Annotated in this window: 16 protein-coding genes; 10 read left to right on the top strand and 6 right to left on the bottom strand. The window is 59.6% G+C overall.

Going from position 1 to position 21,098, the window contains the following annotated elements; all coding sequences use genetic code 11:
- Positions 1 to 227 precede the first annotated feature (227 nt).
- The 5 genes from D6B98_RS30120 to D6B98_RS30100 all read left to right on the top strand — a co-directional run bounded on the left by D6B98_RS30120 (position 228) and on the right by D6B98_RS30100 (position 4,501).
- Entirely contained in the window at positions 228 to 1,529 is a 1,302-nt protein-coding gene (locus D6B98_RS30120) for an epoxide hydrolase family protein (protein WP_126260656.1), read from the top strand.
- Positions 1,530 to 1,586: 57 nt separating this feature from the next.
- Positions 1,587 to 2,000 carry a cupin domain-containing protein gene (locus D6B98_RS30115; RefSeq protein WP_126260655.1) on the top strand — a complete coding sequence of 138 codons (414 nt, stop codon included), beginning with the start codon at positions 1,587 to 1,589 and terminating at the stop codon, positions 1,998 to 2,000.
- Positions 2,001 to 2,072: 72 nt separating this feature from the next.
- Positions 2,073 to 3,080 carry an alpha/beta fold hydrolase gene (locus tag D6B98_RS30110; RefSeq protein WP_126260654.1) on the top strand — a complete coding sequence of 336 codons (1,008 nt, stop codon included), beginning with the start codon at positions 2,073 to 2,075 and terminating at the stop codon, positions 3,078 to 3,080.
- A 53-nt stretch (positions 3,081 to 3,133) separates the two neighbouring features.
- Positions 3,134 to 3,940 (top strand): SDR family NAD(P)-dependent oxidoreductase, encoded by an 807-nt coding sequence (locus D6B98_RS30105; RefSeq protein ID WP_126260653.1) that lies wholly within the window; start codon positions 3,134 to 3,136, stop codon positions 3,938 to 3,940.
- A 27-nt stretch (positions 3,941 to 3,967) separates the two neighbouring features.
- A complete protein-coding gene (locus D6B98_RS30100) occupies positions 3,968 to 4,501 on the top strand; it encodes a YkgB family protein (RefSeq protein ID WP_126260652.1) in 534 nt (177 codons plus the stop codon).
- Positions 4,502 to 5,540: 1,039 nt separating this feature from the next.
- Here the strand turns inward: D6B98_RS30100 and D6B98_RS30095 are convergent.
- Positions 5,541 to 6,011 carry a CC0125/CC1285 family lipoprotein gene (locus D6B98_RS30095; RefSeq protein WP_126260651.1) on the bottom strand — a complete coding sequence of 157 codons (471 nt, stop codon included), beginning with the start codon at positions 6,009 to 6,011 and terminating at the stop codon, positions 5,541 to 5,543.
- Between the two features lie 598 nt (positions 6,012 to 6,609).
- Here D6B98_RS30095 and D6B98_RS30090 point away from each other — a divergent pair.
- Positions 6,610 to 10,050, top strand: a complete 3,441-nt coding sequence (locus D6B98_RS30090; RefSeq protein ID WP_126260650.1) for an adenylate/guanylate cyclase domain-containing protein — start codon at positions 6,610 to 6,612, stop codon at positions 10,048 to 10,050.
- A 242-nt stretch (positions 10,051 to 10,292) separates the two neighbouring features.
- Here the strand turns inward: D6B98_RS30090 and D6B98_RS30085 are convergent, their stop codons facing one another.
- Positions 10,293 to 11,225: a dienelactone hydrolase family protein gene (locus tag D6B98_RS30085; RefSeq protein ID WP_164718957.1), complete on the bottom strand. Its 933-nt coding sequence runs from the start codon at positions 11,223 to 11,225 to the stop codon at positions 10,293 to 10,295.
- Positions 11,226 to 11,771: 546 nt separating this feature from the next.
- On the opposite strand from D6B98_RS30085, the gene D6B98_RS30080 reads away from it, so the two are divergent.
- Entirely contained in the window at positions 11,772 to 12,014 is a 243-nt protein-coding gene (locus D6B98_RS30080; RefSeq protein WP_051056887.1) for a hypothetical protein, read from the top strand.
- Between the two features lie 199 nt (positions 12,015 to 12,213).
- On the opposite strand, the gene D6B98_RS30075 is transcribed toward D6B98_RS30080, so the two are convergent.
- The 4 genes from D6B98_RS30075 to D6B98_RS30055 all read right to left on the bottom strand — a co-directional run bounded on the left by D6B98_RS30075 (position 12,214) and on the right by D6B98_RS30055 (position 18,467).
- Positions 12,214 to 12,423, bottom strand: coding sequence for a hypothetical protein (locus D6B98_RS30075; RefSeq protein ID WP_126260648.1), 210 nt, complete (start codon positions 12,421 to 12,423; stop codon positions 12,214 to 12,216).
- A 1,239-nt stretch (positions 12,424 to 13,662) separates the two neighbouring features.
- On the bottom strand, positions 13,663 to 15,072 hold the full coding sequence (locus D6B98_RS30070) for an alpha/beta fold hydrolase (protein ID WP_245481488.1): 1,410 nt from the start codon (positions 15,070 to 15,072) through the stop codon (positions 13,663 to 13,665).
- Between the two features lie 1,007 nt (positions 15,073 to 16,079).
- Entirely contained in the window at positions 16,080 to 16,541 is a 462-nt protein-coding gene (locus tag D6B98_RS30060) for a hypothetical protein (protein ID WP_126260647.1), read from the bottom strand.
- A 993-nt stretch (positions 16,542 to 17,534) separates the two neighbouring features.
- Positions 17,535 to 18,467, bottom strand: coding sequence for a hypothetical protein (locus D6B98_RS30055; RefSeq protein WP_126260646.1), 933 nt, complete (start codon positions 18,465 to 18,467; stop codon positions 17,535 to 17,537).
- A gap of 274 nt (positions 18,468 to 18,741) precedes the next feature.
- Here D6B98_RS30055 and D6B98_RS30050 point away from each other — a divergent pair, with 274 nt between their 5' ends.
- The 3 genes from D6B98_RS30050 (at position 18,742) to D6B98_RS30040 (ending at position 21,004) form a co-directional block, all read left to right on the top strand.
- A complete protein-coding gene (locus D6B98_RS30050) occupies positions 18,742 to 19,185 on the top strand; it encodes a DUF2924 domain-containing protein (protein ID WP_126260645.1) in 444 nt (147 codons plus the stop codon).
- Positions 19,182 to 20,561, top strand: coding sequence for a recombinase family protein (locus tag D6B98_RS30045; protein ID WP_245481487.1), 1,380 nt, complete (start codon positions 19,182 to 19,184; stop codon positions 20,559 to 20,561). The genes D6B98_RS30050 and D6B98_RS30045 overlap by 4 nt, the downstream gene beginning before the upstream one ends.
- A 65-nt stretch (positions 20,562 to 20,626) precedes the next feature.
- A complete protein-coding gene (locus D6B98_RS30040; protein WP_245481486.1) occupies positions 20,627 to 21,004 on the top strand; it encodes a hypothetical protein in 378 nt (125 codons plus the stop codon).
- The last annotated feature ends 94 nt before the right edge of the window (positions 21,005 to 21,098 follow it).

The raw sequence follows: 21,098 nt of genomic DNA, 5'->3' as shown, positions 1-21,098 counted from the left end.
GCGAAATTGCTACGTTCGACTAAGCTCAATTTCGCTGCCCGGTCCGATCCCGCATCCTGCTTTCGCAGGTACGTTGCTGGCGCGCGGCGAATTTCTCCAGCGTAAGCAATCGGTAACAGCGCTTAACAACACCTAACGAGCATTTTTTAGGCTGTCAGGCGACATTCAAGCCACAGGCGGTGCGCGAACCAGATTGGTCGGTGCCCGCTCAGGCAAGGGAGAGCCAAATGCACGGGCCGCAGGTTTCCGAATTTATCGACCAGGATCGGCGCGCTCTGCTGGGCAGCGTCGCGATGGGCATCGCGATCGCCGGCACGGCTGGCCTGTTTCCTCTTCACCGCGCTCTGGCTGGCCCGAATGACGCAATTCGGCCGTTTCGTATCGACTTCCCAAAGGAGGCGCTGGTCGACCTTCGCCGGCGCGTCGCTACAACGCGCTTGCCCGACCGGGAGACGGTCGATGATGGATCGCAAGGCCTGCAGCTCGCCACGTTTAGCGAACTTCTGCGACACTGGGCCACGGGCTACGACTGGCGCAAGGCTGAAGCCAGGCTCAACGCCCTGCCGCAGTTCACAACGACGATAGACGGCATCGACATCCACTTCATCCACGTTCGCTCACGTCATGCCAACGCCCTGCCGCTGATCATGACGCACGGCTGGCCGGGCTCGGTGTTCGAGTTGCTCAAGACCGTCGGTCCTCTGACCGATCCGACAGACCACGGTGGACGCGCAGAAGACGCATTCGATCTTGTTCTGCCGTCGATCCCCGGCTTCGGCTTTTCCGGCAAGCCCGCAGGCACCGGATGGGGGCCGGAGCGCATCGCACGAGCCTGGGCCGAACTGATGAACCGCCTCGGCTACAGCCGCTACGTGGCTCAAGGCGGCGACTGGGGCTCGCCAATCTCCAGTGCAATGGCGCGACAGGCTCCGGCAGGATTGCTCGGTATTCACATCAACCTCCCCGCGGCTGTGCCGTCCGAGATCGCGTCGCTGCTCGCCACCGGCGCGCCGGCTCCGCAGGATCTTTCGCCAAAGGAACGTGCAGCGTTCGACGCGCTTTCCACCTTCTACAAGAGGTACCGGGCCTACGCCGCAATGATGGGCACCCGGCCCCAGACCATCGGATACGCTTTGACTGACTCCCCAGCCGGGCTCGCGGCCTGGATGTTCGATTACAACAACGCCGAGCCGCTGCGCCTGCTTACCCGCGATGAGATGCTGGACGATGTCACCCTGTACTGGCTAACGAACACCGCCACTTCCTCGGGCCGCATATATTGGGAAACCAGCGGCCAGAGCGTCATTCTCTCCGCCGCGCAGAAGACCGCGGAAATCTCGCTTCCCGTCGCGATCTCCGTCTTCCCGGACGAAGTGTATCGCGCTCCGGAGAGCTGGGCGCGCCGCGCTTATCGCAACCTCAGCTACTTCAACGAGGTCGAGAAGGGTGGGCACTTCGCAGCCTGGGAACAGCCCGAACTTTTCTCCCGGGAAGTCGCTGCGGCGTTTCGGCCGCTACGTCAACACTGACCTGAACCAGACACATCAATCGCTGCAAATTCAAACCTGAAGAAGGACAAGACTCAAATGAAAACGCTCCGCATTATCGCCGCAGCTGCGGCATTTCTCATCGCCACCGGCTCGACCTTGCCTGTGGCACAGGCCCACGAAGTCAGCCTGGGCGATATCAAACGAACCAATCTGCTTCGCAACGATCTCAGTGCCGCCGGACGCGAGGTTATCCAGGTACTCGTTGAGTTCGGTCCGGGCGTCAGCGCCGTCAGGCACTCGCATCCCGGTGAAGAGCTCGTCTACGTCACTGAAGGCGCGCTGGAGTATCACCTCGACGGCAGGCCGCCGCGGACCGTCAAAGCTGGCGAAGTGCTCTTCATTCCGCATGGAACGCCGCATGCGGTGAAGAACGTCGGCTCTGTCAAGGCCGCCGAGATTGCGACCTACATCGTCGAGAAAGGCAAACCTCTCCTGGTGCTGGGCGAGTAAGCAGCATCGAGAACGCCACGCAAGCGGCATCACAAATGAAAGAACGCGACTTTCGAGTTCGGGAGATTAGTCATGAGCAATAGCTCGGATAAAATCAAGGTTCGGCGCCGATGTCACGGCGGCGTGGCGATCGCAATCGCCGCTGCCACGGTACTCGCCGCGCCGGTATCCGGATCTTTCAGTGGGCCGGCACACGGCCAAACGCTATCGGCACAAGAGCACAACGCCGAAGTCAGCTTCCTTGAGATCGATAAGGACATAACGCTCCGGAGAATGGTGGTCCGCAATGCGAACCCGAAGGGGACCGTTCTCTTCCTGCACGGATTTCCGGAGACGATGTACGCCTGGAAAGATATCGCTCTTACTCTCGCCGGCGACTACGAAGTCCACGCTTTCGACTGGCCGGGCTTCGGGCTTTCGTCGCGGCCGACAGTCGCAATGTTCTCCTACGCTCCCAAAGACTACGCACGCGTTCTGTACGACTACATACGCAAAGCGGGCATCGACACGTCGAAGCTCACCATCTACGCAACCGACATCGGCGCTCTGCCGGCCCTTCTTCTGGCCCAGGAGAAGCCCGGCATCGCGACGTCGATCATCGTCGGCGATTTCGCCCCCTTCGACAGGCCTCAGCATATGTACGAGAGCCTGCAGAGATTGAAAGCCGGGCCTTCGATGGAACAGGCCCGCGACCAGCTGAACAAGAATCGCGATGACATCCTGGAAAACGCGTTCAGAAGAGGATTGCCCAAGGAAGCACAATTCGATGTGCCGCGCCCGCTCAAGGACGACATGTCACGCGCTTGGAGTCACGGCGCAATAACGACGGCGGATGCCTTTTCGCACTACTACGCGCACTTTACGCGGGACCAGAACCACTTCGAATCGAATCTGGAGCGGCTGGCAATCCCGGTGACGGTCGTGTGGGGCGAGAAAGATCTCTACATCAAAAAGGAAATGGGGATCGAATTCGCCGATAGAATTGGCGCCGAGCTAACGCTACTTCCCGGTATCGGGCACTACCCTCACCTACAGAATCCCCAGCAGATCATCGACGAGGTTCGCGCTGCATTTCGGTGACCAGGCAAAAGTATCCACCCCCGCGCCAATGGCGCAAGAAAAGGAGAAGTGCAATGTCCGTCTCTCACAAAGGTGTCGCAGTCATCACAGGTGCCTCTGCCGGAATCGGTGCGGTTTACGCTGACCGGCTGGCTCGCCGTGGCTACGACCTCATCCTCGTCGCACGCAACCAGGCCCGGCTCGACCAACTGGCGGCACGCATCGCCGGCGCCACGGGCCGCATGGTCAAGACTGTTGCCGCGGACCTGAACAACAAGGGTGACCTGAAGCGGATCGAGGCGATCGTGGCCACGGACCCCGGCGTCACACTGCTGGTTAACAACGCAGGCGTCGGCGGCCTGGAGCCGCTGTTGCAGTCCGATGTGGATGCCATGGAGGAGATGGTCAATCTCAACGTGACGGCGCTGATGCGACTTACCTACGCCGCGGCTCCTGCGCTCGTCGCCCGTGGAGGCGGGGCGATCATCAACATTGCCTCGGTGGTCGCCATCGCGCCGGAAGTCCTGAACGGCGTCTATGGCGGAACCAAAGCCTTCGTGCTCGCCCTGGGCCAGTCGCTTCACAAGGAATTGGCAGACAAGAACGTGCGTATCCAGACCGTCCTGCCCGGCGCAACGGCGACCAACTTCTGGGACGCAGCCGGTGGCGCCGTCGAGAATCTGCCGTCCAATATCGTCATGAGGTCGGATGACCTCGTTGACGCGGCCCTCGCCGGCTTCGATCAGGGTGAAGTAATCACGATCCCCTCGCTTCCAGATGCAGCGGACTGGGCCGACTACGAATTGGCGCGACAGAAGCTCATGCCAAACCTTTCCCTCAGCTCAGTGCCGGCGCGATACCGAAGTGCAGCTGCAGCGTAGCACATTTCCAACCGTACGGAGGCTACCATGTCACTCTTCATTATTCCGACCTCTACGCCGGTTCTCGCGCCGGTCGCCACTGCCGATTGGCGCGATCACGTGAGGTATGTGCTCGTCTACGCCGAGCCACTCAGCCGGTTCTGGCTCTACGCCTCGCTCGCGATCATCTACGCTTGGTTCGGTGGCATGAAATTCACCGAGTACGAGGCACAAGGCCTGGTGCCGCTGGTGGAGAACAGTCCGCTGCTGAGCTGGTTCTACACTCTGTTTTCGGTGCGCGGCTTCTCGACCTTCCTTGGCTTCGTCGAACTCAGCATCGCGCTGCTGATTGCCCTTAGATTAGCTAGCCCGATCTTCTCTTCAGCCGGTGGACTTCTCTCGGCCGGACTCTTCGTTACGACACTCAGCTTCATGATCTCGACGCCGGGCGTCGTCGTGCCGGAGCTCGGGGCGCCCGCGATCACCGTCGCGCCGGGCCAGTTCCTCCTCAAGGATGTCGGCCTGTTCGCCGCCTCCTTCTGGGTGTTCGTCGACTCGTTGAAGACTGTGGTTCGCCGGTGAGCAAGCCATTTTCGGACAACAGCATCAGCATCCCATGCAACCAAAGCCGAACACGATCATGAAAATGCAATCTGAACGTTGCAGACGTTAGCTGCTATTGGGCTTCCGACCAGGCCGGGACAGGCCTTAGGTCCGGCATGTCCGGGCAAGGGTCATTCGCCGATCCAATGTTATGGAATAACTAGATCTTTGAGTGTATCGCCGAGGCCTTGTAAATCGCGCGTGTGAGCGCGCGGCGTCCGCTTGACCTCGGAAAGCAATGTCAGCGCCGCTTACGATGGATCGGCTTCAGCAATGTGCAGCGTACCCTCTCAGTGACAGGGGGCGGCTCATTGCATCTGCTCTACAAAACTGCTCAGAACTCGTCATCTGACAAGGTGTACGTCTGCATGTTGCCGTTCCGTACCTTGTACAGCGTCAACGACAAATCGCTGTAGCGTACCCCCTCATAAGTGCGCGTTTCGGTCAGGGAGAACTGCTCAGATCGGGCCCCTCGGATCACGCTTGTTCATTGTCGTGCCCTCCGCCGTCTAGCGTCGGACCTTTGCCGCGACCATCCTGACGCCGCAGCAAAACCGGGGAATCCCAATCTGATTGGGCCTATGTTCGCAGGTTCGAGAATCCGATAAATTGCGACGGTGGTCGCAGAAGGTTGTCATAAGGCAGGAGGACGCCAATGCAAGGCTCCGATACTATGAAGATATTTTTTCGCAACCCTGGGACAAGCGCAAGTGGTCTATCTCTGCGGATTGTTCGGCAGCTTTCTCACGTCGTGAGACCGATCCATCAACAATCGGATCGTTGCGCCATTGGCTGTCGCATTCTCTGCTCCTGAAGCCACCCGCTCCGGGGTGCACATCGTCGATGGCGGGTTTCCGCATTGACGAGCGAGCGCTTCCCAGCCGACACACTTTCCCGTCTGATTGCGATAGCCCGGACCGCCATTGTCGCCGCAGGCTGCGTGAGCGGAAGCGCTCAATAGCGCGAGGAGAAATGATAGTCCTATGACATTATGGGCCGACATAGGCTCGCCGCTCCTTCATCGCGGGCGCTCAACTCGAGATCCCACAAATTGAACAATCTCTTGGGCGGAGTAGACGCCTTGAGGCGTGGGACCGGGTGGCAGTTTAAGCACGCGCACATAGACGTCTTGTCCGGGCCTGATCACCGTATCGACGCTGCCGGGTGAGGTGGTCGTGAAAGCTTGATTGCCAACGAACGTTGTATTGCTCGTTCCAGGAGTCACGATTGTCGAGGCCCGACTCGCATCGGATGCACTGATAATCTGAAAGTGCGTACCGCCGGCGGCTTGAGTAGTTTCTGCGGCCTTTAGGAGGACGTAGTCCTGTACTGTGGCAGAGTTCGTGTAGGCATTGCCTCGCGACTGAATGCGCCATGTGTCCGCAGTCATCTGCTGCGCGGCGACACCGCCTGTAAATCCCATTTCTTGATATTTTGTGCCGCAGCCGCCCAACGCAAGGCAGACCCCAGCGATAACAATCCAACGCATTTCCGCGCCCCCTCCTGTTATCCAAGCGCAACTAGGAGGAGAGATCAATGCGACGTTCGCCGAACCAGTAGAAATACGGACGAGAGGTCAAGGGCGCGCCGCAATAAGCGATGAAATGACACCGTTGATCCTTTGGCCCGCGCGACTCCAGAGCGGCCCCACGAGCGTTTCTGTTTTGAGCAAGGAGGACAAGTTTAATCTCAGGAGCAAACACCGTCGCGTGTGCCCTTGTGGTACGCCACGTCCATTTAAGGGGGTGCAGCGCTGGCCTTTCAGGTCGGCAGCCCCACGGGTAGCTAACATGCCATTAAGCCTAACGTAGACCCGGGTACAATGCTGCCGGCTACGCAGTTCAGATGTTATGGAAGAAGCCGGCCAAAGGCCGGCGTTTTGATGCGCTTAGCGGATCGCTATCAATCTGGGTAAGAACGTCAGCGATGGGCCACAAGCCTCAGCGGGCATGGCCGTGACAGTCCGCTAGGGGCCATAAGCTGCCCTTCACTTGCAATCAGCCCGTGGTGTTTCCCGGTGCCCTCCCGGCCATTTTGCAGTAGGCTTGAGCACGTGGTGCTCTGAACACGAGAGCCGGGAGGAGCCCATGGACGTCGCGGCCTGGCTGTGTGGTCTGGGGCTGGGACAGTACCAACAGGCGTTCCGGGAGAACGACATCGACGCCGAGGTCCTCATCGATCTTACGGCCGAGGATTTGATTGGGCTCGGCGTCGCCTCGATCGGCCATCGCCGCAAACTGCTCGCCGCCATTGCCGCCCTGCGCGCCGGCTCAATGTCGGCGACCACCCCTGCCACGGCCGCACCCGCCGCTATCCTGGAGAAAACCTCGCTCGCACCCGAGGCCGAGCGCCGCCAGCTCACCGTGATGTTTGTCGACCTGGTCGACTCGACCGCGCTCGCAGCACGGCTCGATCCGGAGGAGATGGCCCAAGTCCTGCGGATCTATCAGAACGCAGTGGCGGGCGCGATCGCGCGGTTCGAAGGGCACGTGGCGAAGTACATGGGGGATGGTGTGCTGGCCTATTTCGGCTATCCGCGCGCCCATGAGGATGAGGCCGAACGCGCGGTACGGGCCGGCCTCGCCGCGGTCGCGGCGGTTCGCAGCCTGGGATCGGCGCATGGCGAGACGTTAGCGGCCCGTGTCGGCATTGCGACCGGCCCGGTGGTTGTCGGCGAGTTGATCGGCGAAGGCGCGGCGCGCGAGGAAACTGTGGTCGGCGACACGCCGAACCTCGCGGCGCGGCTGCAAAGCCTGGCCGAGCCGGGCACGGCGGTGATCTCCGCCCGCACCCGGGAGCTCATTGGCGGGCTGTTCGAACTCGCCGAGCTCGGCATGCAGATCTTGAAGGGATTTCCCGTTCCGGTGCGGGCGTGGCGCGTGATCGGGGAAGGCGCGGCCGAGAGCCGTTTCGAGGCGTTGCACGGGGCAGGCCTGACACCGCTGGTCGGTCGCGAGAATGAGATGGGCCTGCTGCTCGAGCACTGGGAGCGAGCCAAGGAGGGTGATGGCCAGGTGGTGCTGCTGGCGGGCGAGCCTGGCATCGGCAAGTCGCGCCTCGTGCGGGCGCTCCGCGGGCGACTTGAAAATGAGCCGCATACGGCCCTGAGCCACTACTGCTCACCGCACCATCAGACCAGCCCGCTTTATCCGGTGATCGGCCTGCTGGAGCGGGCAGCAGGCTTCACCGCGGACGATTCTGCCGCAACGAGGCTCGACAAGCTCGAGGAACTGCTTGCGCTCTCGACCGATCACGTTGCAGTGGTAGCCCCGCTGCTCGCGGCATTGCTGTCGCTCGAGACGGCCGCGCGCTATCCACCGCTCGACATGAGCCCGCATCGGCAGAAGGAACGGACGCTCGAGGAGCTGGTGGATCAGGTCCTAGGGCTCGCAAGACGCCGGCCCGTCCTCGTCCTGTACGAGGACGTGCACTGGGCAGATCCCACCTCGCTCGAGCTGCTCGATCTTCTGGTCGACCGGGTGCAAGGCGCCCCCGTGCTCGTCCTCATCACCTTCCGACCCGAGTTCGAACCGCCCTGGATGCGCCACGCCTACGTTGCCGCGCTGACCCTCAGCCGGTTAAGCCGCCGACAAGGTGCGGCCATGGTCGCGCGGCTGAGCGGCGGCAAGGCATTGCCTGCGGCGGTGCTCGACCAGATCGTCGCCAAGACGGACGGCGTGCCGCTTTTCGTCGAGGAGCTGACGCGGACCGTGCTGGAGACCAATCTGCTCCGCGATGAGGGCGACCACTACGCGCTCGCGGGGCCGCTGCCGCCCATGGCGATCCCGACGACGCTCCAGGAGTCGCTGTTGGCCCGGCTCGATCGACTGGCCCCAGCCCGTGAGATAGCCCAGGTCGCGGCCGCGATTGGCCGGGAATTCTCGCACGAACTGCTCGCTCTCACGACGGCGCTGCCGGAGAGCGAACTGCACATGGCGTTAGACGACCTCGTCGGCTCGGGCTTGGTGTTCCGGCGCGGGACGCCACCTCAAGCGACTTACAGTTTCAAGCATGCGCTCGTGCAGGATGCGGCCTATGCGACCCTGGTCCGCGCGAAGCGGCAGCGCTTGCACGCCCGGATCGCCGCCGCGCTCGAACAGCATTTTCCGGAGACAGTGCAGGCACAGCCCGAGCTTCTGGCCCATCATTTGACGGCGGCCGGGCTGGCCGAACCGGCGATCGATTATTGGCTGAGGGCCGGACAAGCAGAGATCGCGCGCTCGGCCACAGCAGAGGCGATCACGCAATTGACCAAAGGGCTCGAGCTGATTCCTGCCCTCCCAGACGACGTCGCTCGATGGCGGCAGGAACTCGAACTGCAAGTCGCCCTCGGTGTCGCCCTGATGGCTGCGAAGGGCTGGGCGGCGCCGGAGGTCGGCCGGGCCAACGCACGGGCCCGAGACTTGTGCGAGCGCCTCGGCGACACGTCGCGGCTGTTCCCCGTTCTCTATGGGGAGTGGGTTTTTCACGTCGTCAGGGCGGAGCTCGACGCCGGTCGAACTGCAGGCGAGGATTTACTCCGCCGTGCCCAGGAGCAGAACGATGCTGCTGCCGAAACCATTGGCAACCGCATCGTCGGAACCGCTGAATTGCTTCGCGGCGAGTTAGTGGCTGCTCGCGCCCATCTGGAGCGGACGCTCGCTCTCTACGATCCGGCCGCCCATCGGTCGCTTGCCTTCCTGTTTGCGCAGGATCCAAGCGTGGCGGGACTGTCCGTTCTATCCTGGGGACTGTTCGCCCTCGGCTATCCCGAGCAGGCCCAGGCGAGAAGCGAAGAGGCATTGACAGACGCGAAGGAATTGTCCCATCGCAACACCCTCGGCTATGCCCTGCTTTACGGCTGCATCCTGTCGCAGCTCCGTCAGGACCAAGACGAGGCGCGAGATCGGGCGAATGCGCTGATCGCACTTGCAGCCGAGCAGGACTCCCCGCACTTCCTCGGAGCCGGCATCATCATTCGCGGCTGGACGTTGGGTGAGGCTGGGGATTTTGGGGCTGGTATGGCGCAGATTCGAGATGGGCTGACGAGATGGCAGGCCACGGGAGCGGGTTTCCTGGTGCCCTATTTCCTAAGCCTGCTCGCTGAGCTTCACGGCGATGCCGGCGCGGTGAGCGAAGGCTTGGATCTTCTCACCGAGGCGCTGGACCGAGTGGAAGAAACCGGCGAGCGGTGGTTCGAGGCCGAGCTCCATCGGATGATCGGCGAGCTGATGCTTCGGCTGCCAAGGCCCGACGCGGCCGCCGCAGAAGCACGGTTTGCCCATGCCGTTGCGACGGCGCGCCAGCAAGGCGCCAAGCTGTGGGAGTTACGCGCGGCGGCACGCCTTGCACGATTGTGGGGAGAACAGAGTCGGCGCAGCGAGGCACACGACCTGCTCGCCCCGCTCTATGGCCAGTTCACTGAGGGCTTTGGGGCACCTGATCTGCAGGCTGCCGACGCAATACTTCAAGGGACTACCTCGAGCTCCGGGCCGAAGATGGTTCCCACCAGTAGTGGATGCGGCATACGAGCATGGCAGGTCTCTTGACCACGTCGCCTGGATGGATCTCGCCGGCTTTCAGTAGTGGCATGAAGCCGCCCGCATCTGAATGGCGGCTCAGGGTCACGAGCGCCGCTTGGAGGAACAGTCGGTTGCTTCCGGTGTAGCTTGATGAGCCGACAATTGAAGGCCCCACCCTAACTTCGCATTTGGGCCAACAGTTGACATCGGAAGAGCGAAAAAGCGTATGACGATTGGATGATGTAAGGATTGCAGCGAGCCGGGCACTGTCAGCGGCCGGTGCCCCAGGTTTTTTCCAGAAACGCGAAGATTCGTCGCCGCGCCTCGTGGGTTGCGCTTGGGTCGTATCGGTAGATCACTTTCGTGCCACGAAAATCGGTCTTTGAGAACCCGTTCAGGTGCTGACAGTCCCAACAATGCGTAGCATTCGGGAAGGTGTACCACTCAACGGGTGCACCTGCGTTCTTGGCCGCTTGAAGTTTGGGAATACATTCTTCAGGCGGCGTTTCGGTATCCTTATCGCCCATCAAGACCAGAGTAGGACGGTCAATCTTAGTCTGAACGATTTCATATGGAGGGCCTGCTTTGGGTTGGATTGAGAAGCAACCCGGATATATCGCCACAGCTGCTGTAAATGCTTCACTCCCTGGCGCAGCTGCTCGCCAATTGCTGCTGCTGCCCAGCAGCGCGACCATTGCACCCCAGGAAAACCCTACATGGGCGACTCGTTGCTTGTCGACGAATGGAAAGGCTCGTAGGTGATCAGCAGCCTGAAGAGCATCGCGTACGCCGCGCGGAAAGTTAACGCCCTTCTTTGCTTCCAAACACACCATATCGACATCGCGAGGTCCCAGGGAATCTATCAAAAGCACTACGAAGCCTTGCTGAACCGCAGCTTGCGCCCAGGCGCCCATCGACCTGTTCGGGCCGCCTTTGGTGCGCAGACCGGCGCATTGGTGGTGCAGGACCATAGCAGGAAACGGTCCCGCTCCCTTCGGTTTGAGCAAGATCATACGTGAACCGTCTGGTGGGCTAGCGGACGGCGAATCGGGAAACGTCAGATCCTTTGCGCCTGTAGCGGCAGCAAACAACCCTTGAGCGCTGGCATAATGTTGATTCAGCCAAACAACGGCGGCAATCACGCCGAGCCACTTGGCTAGCGTACGTACTCTCTTGGGGTAAGATTGAATGAAATAATCCATCCTCGCTGGGATCAAAAATTCCCGCCGCCTCATGCCCATTTCCCCCGCTCGAACCGAGATCATAGCGGGTCAGACTAGCGCTTTGATAGGGGCTGAAAGTGCTCGCGCATTCAAGATGATGGCTCGGCCATGTCGGCTTTGGGTCAGAAGCGGGCCCCAGTCCGCATCACCGTTAGGGTCCGCTACGGGCCAACAGCGGAAGTCGCGCAAATTCGATCAGCTCGTTGCCGCAGAAGTCCTTGGCTCCGATTTCATTTCGGCAGCTCGGGGCCAATGTGCCAGCACCCCCCGTTTGTTGGAAACACTGTTCGGGGATGAGAAAAAAGGAGCTTCCGATTTCGCGCAGCGGAGTTGATACTTCGCGGTCACCACGTGGTGCCCTGACCTTCCGCCGCCACTGTGGAGCCAAGTCGCTCGGGCGGTGGTCGCATGATGGTCGGCGCACGAGACGGAAAGTTCCACTCCGGCGGCCTGCCTGTGACTGCGCCCGTATAGGCAAATCGCGGAGCGACGCTCCGGCGTCGGCTTTCGGGGAGCACAAGTGTCATGGATGAAATCCTGCGTTGGGTGGCGACAGTCGGCACGATCGGCGCCGGGCTGATCCTAGCTGCCCGGGCGCGGCCACTCATTACCGGCTGGGCCTTCGTCGTGCTGAGCGGTGCATCGGTGATCTGGATCGTCGTCGGCTATCTAACAGCGGAATATGCGCTGATGGTGCAAAACGTGGTGGTGACACTTATCAACGTGTTCGGCGTCTACCGATGGCTGATCTGGAAAGGAAATGTATGAAAGCGCTCTGCCTGCGCGCTCTGCCGCCCTCGCGCGCACAGGTCAAGCTCAGCTCGGCGGCCTCTGTCCGGTCTACCTCGCACAGCCGACACGGCGACGGCTCACTCGGTGTTCGGCTCAGGGCTAATAGGCGACTTGAACCAAATGGATTCGAAAGCCTGCTACCGTCTGGCAACGGCATTGGTTCACTCCCTTCAGGTCAGCGAACAACGCCGGCAGCGTCGTCCTTGCTGGGGACCAGCCAATCGACCACGAGCAGCCAAGCTTCGACGACGAGAAAAGCAACTGGACCGCCGATCCAACCGAAGAAGACGATGGAAAAGGTTAGGAGCAAGGCCGCGCAAAAGACGTCGGCGAGCACTTTAGCGATGCGCTCGCCGCGGTCCTGGTCAGATGTGAAGTAAGGCATTCTGGGGCCTCCTCGAAGCGCTCGACCCTAGCTTTCCGGTTGAGGACCGTCCACTCCCTTCAAGAGGGCCCTAACGCCATCGAAAGGATCGTGAGGAGACCGATGGCAGCTATTGCCAAAGCCAATAGATGCATCATCCACGTAGGGCGATTACTGAACATTCCCTACTCCTCCGGTGCCGCTCAACGTAGGCAACTGCGTGGGTCGAGAGGCTGTTTGATCTAGATCAAAGTCCATGTGTCGCCGTTAAACCCGGTGTTCCGTCCACTCCCTTCAGGCCAGTACATCGATTACTCGAAGAGGTTGACGCGGACCTGGACGTTAGCCTCAGGGATTTTCCGGCTGTTGATCTCGACCATGCACCCATTCCATTGGGTGTAGGTTGTCGATAGACCGGCGTCTTTCCAGGGGTCAGCGCATCTTCGTTCGGACAATTCCGGGTAAATCTGGATGTCGAAGACGAAGAACACGGCGGAGGGGTGGTTCGAGGCTGACAAGTTTCACTCCCTTCAAGGCAGTGAAAGCGGCCTTAAGGTCAGCTAAGGGTCAAAAGCTGCCTTGGACAGCTCGAATTGCGCGGTCAGCTTGCCTCCCGAAACCAGACCTAGCGGCACTCTGCTTTCACGTCAGCTACGAGCCAGAAGGAGAACCTTATCGGGTTTCGTTTTCGATCAGTTTGACGACTTCATCGAACTCGTTACGTGCTGCAGCATCGCCATCAAAATAGCGCTCCCAGAAGTCGCCCCGAAACGCTGCCGGGGAGAAAAGCAGCCAATTAGGCTTGAAGGTCGCGACCCAACATTTCGGGATCGTATCAGATACCGCTTCAAATTCGGACGATCGGGCTAGTATAGGCGTGCCAGCGTCGTCGCCAATGACCCGAATCTATTTCCGTTTTGCTCGTCAACAACAACCTCCAGAACAAGGTACTCTTTCCCAAGGGTCAGCCACCCGCTGGTGCGCACAGGCTCTCCATGCGCATTCAACAGCTTAATACATCGGACCTTCATCGCTTGGTCTCCGTCAACCCCGGCGAGCTTTCATTCATAGTCCTCTCTGCGACTACATGGCAGACCATTAAGTTCGGCTACGAGTCACGGCGCACGATGCAACCGACCCGCGGCGCGTCCGCCTTCTCACCAGCACCTGACGGCATTCGGATATGAGATCTTATGGAAGAAATCGGCCAGTGACCGATCGAGCTAAATTAGATGAGCAGCGATACAAGTCCGATGAAAACTAAAGAAGGAATTTGCGTAGTTCTTCTTGAAATATTGGCGCGCCGGGATCCTGTGGTAGCAGCATATGGTTTTTCCCAGGGAGTGCTACAAACCTCGCTCCGGGAATTTCCGCAGCTAAGTCGCGGCCAGAGGCGACCGGCACTCTGCGTTCATCGCGAACATGCATAACAAGCGTTGGCGCCTTCACGTGTTTGAGTAAAGGCCGAACATCAAAGTCGGACACCGTTTCGATATAGCGCACGGCGCACTCGGCTGAGGCGCTTAGACGTTGAAGCTCATTGAAGGCGTCTACTTGTTCCTTCGTGGCATCCGGCAACATCGAGGCGGTGAACAGTTGCCGGAAAGTCGGGTCATCTGCGCCCCACCCAAGTTTCATCAGCGTTTTCATTGCGGCAAACCGTTCTCGATCAGCGGCCGAGAAGTTAGGGTTTTTGTTCGCACCAACGGCGAATCCACCGTAAAGAACTAGGTGCGAGACGCGTTCGGGATGCCGCGCTGCAAATGCGATCGAAACCGCGCAGCCCTGCGAAAACCCGAGCAGCGGAAACCTGTCGAGACCGGCCGCGTCGGCTACGCTCTCCATGTCCTTGACCCAGGCATCAAGGGAGAGCTCTCCGACATCCCAGTCAGACAAACCGTTGCCACGCGCGTCGTACCTTACGAGGGTAAATGACGAAGCAAGTCCAAGCAGGAAATCGCGCTGGAGCGGAAAATCCCAGTCATATTCGAGATGGCCAAGCCAATGCGCCGATTTCAACAGACCAGGTCCTGTACCCACTTTAGCATAGGCTAACCGCACACCATCCGTGGCTCTGCAATAGCGAATTTCCTGTTTGAGGTTGGCTGCCGACAGAACTCGCGTTGCGGGCGATCCTTCCTCGTTCAGGTCAATCGCATAGACTTCGATTGGCCGCGCGATGTTCTTTAGATTCTGCCGGCCTAACTCGCGCAAAGGGAAGTTAAGCTTGCCATCGATCTGGTCAAGGACTTGGCGAGAGATGCATATTCCACCGCGCATCGCGATGCCTTCAAGTCGGGCAGCTACGTTGACGCCATCCCCAAATATATCACCCTCGTCCTCAATGATGTCGCCGACGTTGATCCCAACCCGGAATTCAATACGCCGGGCCTGAGGTACGTTTGCGTTCCTATCGACCATTCCGCGTTGAACTTCGACCGCACATTTCACAGCTTCGACGGCGCTTGAAAACTCCACCAACATGCCATCGCCGGTTGTCTTGATCAGGCGCCCTCGATGGGATTTGAGTTTGTGATCAACGAGCTCTCGGCGATGCGCTTTCAATCCAGCAAGCGTGCCTTCCTCATCTTCGCCCATCAGCCGTGAATAGCCGGCGACGTCAGCCGCCAAAATTGCCGCTAGCCGGCGCTCGACCTGAACGTCTACCACGGATAATCCTCAGTTACGTCAGTGATCAAACAATTGTTCGAATGGTGAGGGCACCCGATTGCCCGTCAAAAACTTGCCTAGACTAGGCGCAGTTTGGGCAGGTCTGCAATGGTCCAAAATGGAACCGCTGCAATGTGCGCTTCGACTTCCGCTAATTTGGAGGCCAGCAAATCATCTGCTGTCCGCAAACTGCCAGGCAGACCCTTCGATTCGTCGATCCGCGCTCGGAGAACTTGAGATCCGTCCGTGCGACCAAGTCGGTTACGACCCGAGAGACAAGCACTTCGCTACTAGCGGACCGACATGACGCGGGCCGCGGCGTGAACCGCGATGCCACAAATATCACCGCCCCTGGCTTCCGCTTCGCCGCAATGCAAACCTGCTCGCACGGGCAAGCCGATGCTCTTGGCTTCCTCGCTCAGGGCGAGCGCACAACGGAGAGCTCGTCCCGGCCGTCGAACCCAGAACCTCGCCCCCCGTGCTCTTGATCAGAGTACCCCGATGCTTGCTGATAAGACGGCCGGAAACGTCATCGTGTGTATCCAACAAGCGCGCCAGCGCTAATCACCAATCTGAGCAGCCCGATTGGTGGGTTCGACGATGTCCGTGAAGAGAACCGTGGCCTGGATGCGACCTGCCTGGCGAGGCGAGTCCTAATAGCAAGAACAAACCATTTCAGTCCCCTCGCCTGCCATTTTGTGGGCTATGCCGCAGGTAGGCACTGATCTGGTTGCGGGAAATAAATAGCGAAAATCCGCCACTGCTCTGGCGATTGGCGGCGAGACGTCAAGTCGTGCGCCTGCTAAATGACGGAAGCACAACGTCGTTTTGTCGACGTCTCACTACATAGTTTGGTCGACCTTCGAAGGCAGTCGCCAAAAACAGGGGCAACCGGGAAAAAAAATCCGTATATGAGAGTGAGGCCGGTCCAACGGAGCACGGGCTTCGGAGGATTTGACCACCCCCACCCCCTTTGCTCCACATTCAGAGAGCAGCCGAGGCTCACCTCATCGGTGGGGCTGTTGTTCTCCCTCTGGAGGATTGGCCGTCAGATATGACGTTGCCATCGTGAGCAAGTGCACCGCTGCGGTCCCCAGCTTTTGCAAATCTGTCTCCATGACGTAAGCCCCAGCGGCGCGACGATATGCAATGGCGACGGTGGCATAGGCATCCGTAATAAAACCGGCAGTACTATCACCCACGTCGGCTCCACGCTCGTCCCGCGCTCTGACCACCTTGAGTGCAGCCGCGGCGGTCGACTGAGCGATCTGGGCATCTTCAGCTGTCGAGTCTGCGATCCCCGGATGACAAGCGGCTGATGCGCCTTCGACCGCTTCGTAGAAGCGCTGCTTTCGCACGGAGTCTGCGGCCAAGTAGGCCTTGAGAAAACGTCGTGCTCTTGCCTCAAGATAAATCCGGTCCTGGCGGATCTTCTTTCGCTGCCTGCTAGCCTTCAGAAACCCAAACACTAGACTCTCTTAGGTTTGAAGAGCTTGTCTATCCTGCCTGCGGGGAGAAGGCTGGCGTACACCCGGCCTTCGCGCACCGGCGCTCTAACGTCATTACAAATTGCCAAGACCGCCGTCCTTTCAAATAACTGCCGGGGCGAAAGGGTTGTAATGCTCCAAAGATGCTGTCCTGTGTTCGTTTAAGTTCGGCCGGGAGTTTTTTGTTCCCGCAGCTCCGAGGCCTGAAAGCCGCAATCTTTGCATCTCAACGGCCTTAATCGGCGCCTCGGTCAAATGCTACGCCCATCTACCCGCCTAAAACGGGAATGACTCCGACTTTAGATCCCAGTGGCTTTTTGTATTTATTTCTGAACTTTTTGCGTGCGAACCAGGGAGACCGGTCCCGAGGTCTCCCCTCTAGACTTTTGACCACCCCCTCCCCTGTCAACCTGGCTGTCAACCACGTCAACCTTGTCAACCTAACTTTTCAGTTCCTTCAGCTACCGCGCAGGCGCGGTGCGAATTACCCGCGAGCCGTTCTGATACCAGAAGGACCCATGCCTCGCTTTCGCGAGATATCTCCTGACGTTCGCTAGCAAGGTTCACCTACAATTCTCTCTAATTCTCCCATGTCGACTGGTGGGCGTTGTTGGAAGGTCATAGGAACGACACGCCCCCAGCAGAACTGGGTGCGGCGTTCCTAGACCGAAACAGTCATGCCGACCGGAGCCGCGCCGCCGTTTAGGCCCGCATGCTACGCTGGTCGCGCATGCGTCAGCACCTACTTCCGACGATATCCAGTTCGCCGCTCGTCGCCCTCGTGCCTTTCGGACCGGGCTTTGCGCTTGACGAGGCCCCATAGCTCGCAAAGTGATCCATCGTCGCTACCGTCGTGCTCGACCGACCGACGATGGATGCAAGCGAGCTAAACTGAACGATTAGACTTGAATGGTTTCGAACACACACGAGCCCGCTGCGAGATCCCTATTAGGGGGTCCTTTTCGAGCTTGCAGATCAACTACCTCCTTTAAATCTAGGAGGCTTCTTACCTAGCTTGAGGTCCAAGATATGCTGCTGCAGGAATGCAATCCTGTAGACTACGATGGAGAGCTTCTTCTCAAGCGTTTTCCGCTCATTAGGATCGAGTGCGTTCTTGAATTGGCAAAAGAGCTGAGTTCGCTGGGCGAGTAGCTCGTCTAGTTCGCGAAGGGGACGAGCGAGCGCATGCACCCAGCTTGTCACTCCGGAATACGTCTCCGCGTCGCGGCGGGTGGCATAGGAATAGACATCTCGCAGAAAATTATGGAAATCGCTTTTTTCTCCACCCTTTGCCTCATTCGGCCTAAAGCGTTGAAAGAGGCTCCAACCCTGAACGACCAACTGGTATTCCGCGGAAGTGCGGTACTCTTTGAACAGGTTTGTATTGCCACCTTTGTCGATTGATCCTCTCGGGAGACCTCTAACCTCCAGGAAACGGTCCGAAGCAGCGCACGCCGCTCGCTCCAATAACGTAAGACTTTGATTCCACTCGCGGCTGCCATCATAAAACTCGAGCCCTTTCCCAGGCCTGGAGCGATCTGGGGCTTCACGCTCATGGAGAGAAGCAAAGCCACCGACGTCACTGAATGCCAAGCGGGTGAAGTCGTTCACAGAGGAAATTGCATTCCGTAACACTTCGACGGCAGCTCGGATATCCTCGATTTCGCGAAGGACGTCTGCCGCCCGCGGAGCATCTTTGCTGCGAATAACATCCTTGTTGTAGACAAATGCCAGCTCTTTGACGCCGGCTTTCGCGCAGTCCTGACAGGTGCATTGCTCTTCGTTGTCCTGATGACGGCCCTTTGGGCTGAGACCATTTACGGCCCGCTCCAAAAACTCAGGCAATCCGCGCGGCGCCGCATCAGCAGGGTTGCTGAGATCCAACGACCAGGGCTTAGGCAGATTCATTTGGACCTTCCCTGAGGACGTACCTGATCGAATTCGGCCAGGTTATTCATCTGACAGATGGAGAGAACGGCGCTCACTAAGGCATGTTCGATTTACCATCTGATTCGACCTCCAGCGAAGGACTTGCTGAGCTTTCGAGCCTCCTGTCGGCCGGGCTCCAGCGTCTTTTGGCGCGCAAGTCCAGTCATTTTTCGCAGTGTAATCAACATATTCCTCTCGACTGTCAGGAGGTCCTGCAACGTCATGTCGGGAAAAACGGCCGGAAATTGTCCCCATGAAACCTCACGTTCTCTCGCAGTTGGCGGCCCTGAAGGGCGCCTCCGCGCCTGTGTTGAAGGCCCGCTGGCGCGAACTTTTCGATACCGAGCCACCTGCCTATAACCGTCGCTTCCTGGAGAGCCGGCTGGCCTACCGCATTCAGGAATTGGTCTATGGCGGCCTGTCTCGCGAAACCACCGAGCGTCTCAAGGCCATGGCCAAGCAATATGCCGACCAGAAGCCGGCCGAGCGCAAGGCCCGCCCGCTGTTGCGGCCCGTCGCCGGGACCAAGCTGATCCGCGAATGGGAGGGCGTGGAGCACTGCGTCACCGTTCGCCACGGCGACTTCGAATACCTCGGCCGTCCCTACAAATCCCTGTCCTCGGTCGCCCGCCAGATCACGGGCACCAAATGGAATGGCTGGGTCTTCTTCGGCCTCAAAAACTCGCTGGGCAAATGACCTCCCGAGCATCGCAAAAGCGGCGAGCCACCCCATTTGCCAGCTCTTTTGAGCGGGCAAATCCCGGCGGCTCCGCAGTCCGCAAAGTCCGCTGCGCGGTGTACACCCGCAAATCGAGCGAAGAAGGCCTCGACATGGACTTCAACTCGCTCGATGCGCAAAGAGAGTCTTGTGAGGCTTACATCGTGAGCCAGCGGGCTGAGGGTTGGACCGCCGTTTCCGATCGGTACGATGATGGCGGTTTCTCGGGCGGCACCCTCGAGCGACCCGCCCTGAAACGCCTCCTCGCTGCTGTCCAGGCCGGCAAGATCGATGTCATTGTCGTCTACAAGATTGACCGACTTTCGCGGTCGATGCTCGACTTCCTCAACCTCGTGGAGCTTTTTGAACGCCATGGGGTGACGTTTGTCTCAGTCACCCAATCGTTTAACACCAAGGATGCCATGGGCCGCATGGCGCTGAACATCCTGGTGACCTTCGCCCAGTTCGAGCGCGAGCTGATCGGAGAGCGCATTCGCGACAAGGTCGCGGCCTCTCGCAAGCGCGGCAAATGGATGGGCGGCTGGACGCCGCTCGGCTATGAAGTCCGCGACCGCAAATTGCTCATTCACGAGGCCGATGCAGGTCGAGTTCGGTCCATTTTTCGGCGCTTCGTACAGCTCAAGTCCGCTACCCTGCTGGCTCGCGAGCTCGTTGCAGCGAACGAGCGCACTCGATACGGACACCTGTTGGACAAGGGGGTGCTCTACAAGATCCTGCACAACCGGGTCTATCTAGGCGAGGCTGTTCACAAGGGCACGTCATATCCAGGCGAGCACGAAGCGATCATCGATCGCAAACTCTGGGACCAGGTCCACGCCATCCTTAAGGAAAGCCCGCGCAAGCGCGCGAACAACAGCCGCGCGCAAACCCCTGCCCTGCTGAAAGGCTTGCTGTTCGGGCCGGACGGCGCCGCGATGTCGCCGACACACACTCGAAAGTCCGGCCGCCTCTATCGCTATTACATCAGCCAGACTGCGTTGAAGCAGGGCAGATCAGACTGTCCCGTCAAGTTGGTGCCTGCGGCCGAGTTAGAGCGGATCATCATCGATCAGGTTCGTCTGCTCCTGCAGACCCCTGAAGTGATCGTTCAGACCTGGCGCGCTCTGCGCAAACAATCCGCTGAGGTCAGCGAGGCCGAAGTCCGAAGCGCGCTGCTCGGCTTCGACGAGCTCTGGGACGAGCTGTTTCCGGCCGAACAGGCACGCATTGTCGAGCTGCTCATTGAGCGCATCGACATGCATGCCGAGCGGATGGACATTACATTGAAGGTCCAGGGCCTGACCTCGCTCTCTTCGGAACTGCAGCCCCAGCCCTTGCAGCAGGCCGCCGAATGAACCGACCGACTACCCTCACCCTCGGCCCCATCAGTCGACCCAAGCTCAGTCGCGATAGCCGAACCATGCTCGTGAGCATCCCGATCTCGTTCCGCCGGCAGGGCGGGCGCAAGCGCGTCGTAACTCCCGCGAATGCGGAGGCTTGGTCCCCGCCGAAGCCGCAGGTGGACAACACGCTGATTAAGGCCGTGGTGAGGGCCCATCGCTGGCGCCACATGCTGGAATCAAACCTGTTCGGTTCGGTGCGAGAGCTCGCCAAGGCTGAGAAGATCAACGAGTCCTATCTCTGCCGGGTGCTTCGCCTCACCCTGCTCTCCCCCACCATCACCGAGGCCATCCTGAACGGATTGCAGCCGGAGGGGCTTGAGCTGGCGCAGCTGTTGAAATCCATCCCGGCCGAGTGGGACAAGCAAGACTCCATGCTTCGCCAGCCACAGCTTTAGGCCTACCTGTTCCTTGAGAGGACAGGTAGGGAGGCGATCAGCCGGATGCAGAGGCGCCGGGCGCGGAATTCGCACATCGAATGTTATGAAATTT

The organism is Bradyrhizobium sp. LVM 105 (assembly GCF_003957705.1).
GTDB classification, from domain to species: Bacteria; Pseudomonadota; Alphaproteobacteria; order Rhizobiales; family Xanthobacteraceae; genus Bradyrhizobium; species Bradyrhizobium frederickii.
Note: the sequence above shows the minus strand (reverse complement) of the source record. Positions and strands in the feature narration are given on the sequence as shown.

Bases quoted from the DNA above. Each gene is read 5' to 3' on its own strand.
- D6B98_RS30120 (WP_126260656.1), top strand. From the start codon at position 228: ATGCACGGGCCGCAGGTTTCCGAATTTATCGACCAGGATCGGCGCGCT.
- D6B98_RS30115 (WP_126260655.1), top strand. From the start codon at position 1,587: ATGAAAACGCTCCGCATTATCGCCGCAGCTGCGGCATTTCTCATCGCC.
- D6B98_RS30110 (WP_126260654.1), top strand. From the start codon at position 2,073: ATGAGCAATAGCTCGGATAAAATCAAGGTTCGGCGCCGATGTCACGGC.
- D6B98_RS30105 (WP_126260653.1), top strand. From the start codon at position 3,134: ATGTCCGTCTCTCACAAAGGTGTCGCAGTCATCACAGGTGCCTCTGCC.
- D6B98_RS30100 (WP_126260652.1), top strand. From the start codon at position 3,968: ATGTCACTCTTCATTATTCCGACCTCTACGCCGGTTCTCGCGCCGGTC.
- D6B98_RS30095 (WP_126260651.1), bottom strand. From the start codon at position 6,011: ATGCGTTGGATTGTTATCGCTGGGGTCTGCCTTGCGTTGGGCGGCTGC.
- D6B98_RS30090 (WP_126260650.1), top strand. From the start codon at position 6,610: ATGGACGTCGCGGCCTGGCTGTGTGGTCTGGGGCTGGGACAGTACCAA.
- D6B98_RS30085 (WP_164718957.1), bottom strand. From the start codon at position 11,225: ATGGATTATTTCATTCAATCTTACCCCAAGAGAGTACGTACGCTAGCC.
- D6B98_RS30080 (WP_051056887.1), top strand. From the start codon at position 11,772: ATGGATGAAATCCTGCGTTGGGTGGCGACAGTCGGCACGATCGGCGCC.
- D6B98_RS30075 (WP_126260648.1), bottom strand. From the start codon at position 12,423: ATGCCTTACTTCACATCTGACCAGGACCGCGGCGAGCGCATCGCTAAA.
- D6B98_RS30055 (WP_126260646.1), bottom strand. From the start codon at position 18,467: ATGAATCTGCCTAAGCCCTGGTCGTTGGATCTCAGCAACCCTGCTGAT.
- D6B98_RS30050 (WP_126260645.1), top strand. From the start codon at position 18,742: ATGAAACCTCACGTTCTCTCGCAGTTGGCGGCCCTGAAGGGCGCCTCC.
- D6B98_RS30045 (WP_245481487.1), top strand. From the start codon at position 19,182: ATGACCTCCCGAGCATCGCAAAAGCGGCGAGCCACCCCATTTGCCAGC.
- D6B98_RS30040 (WP_245481486.1), top strand. From the start codon at position 20,627: ATGCTCGTGAGCATCCCGATCTCGTTCCGCCGGCAGGGCGGGCGCAAG.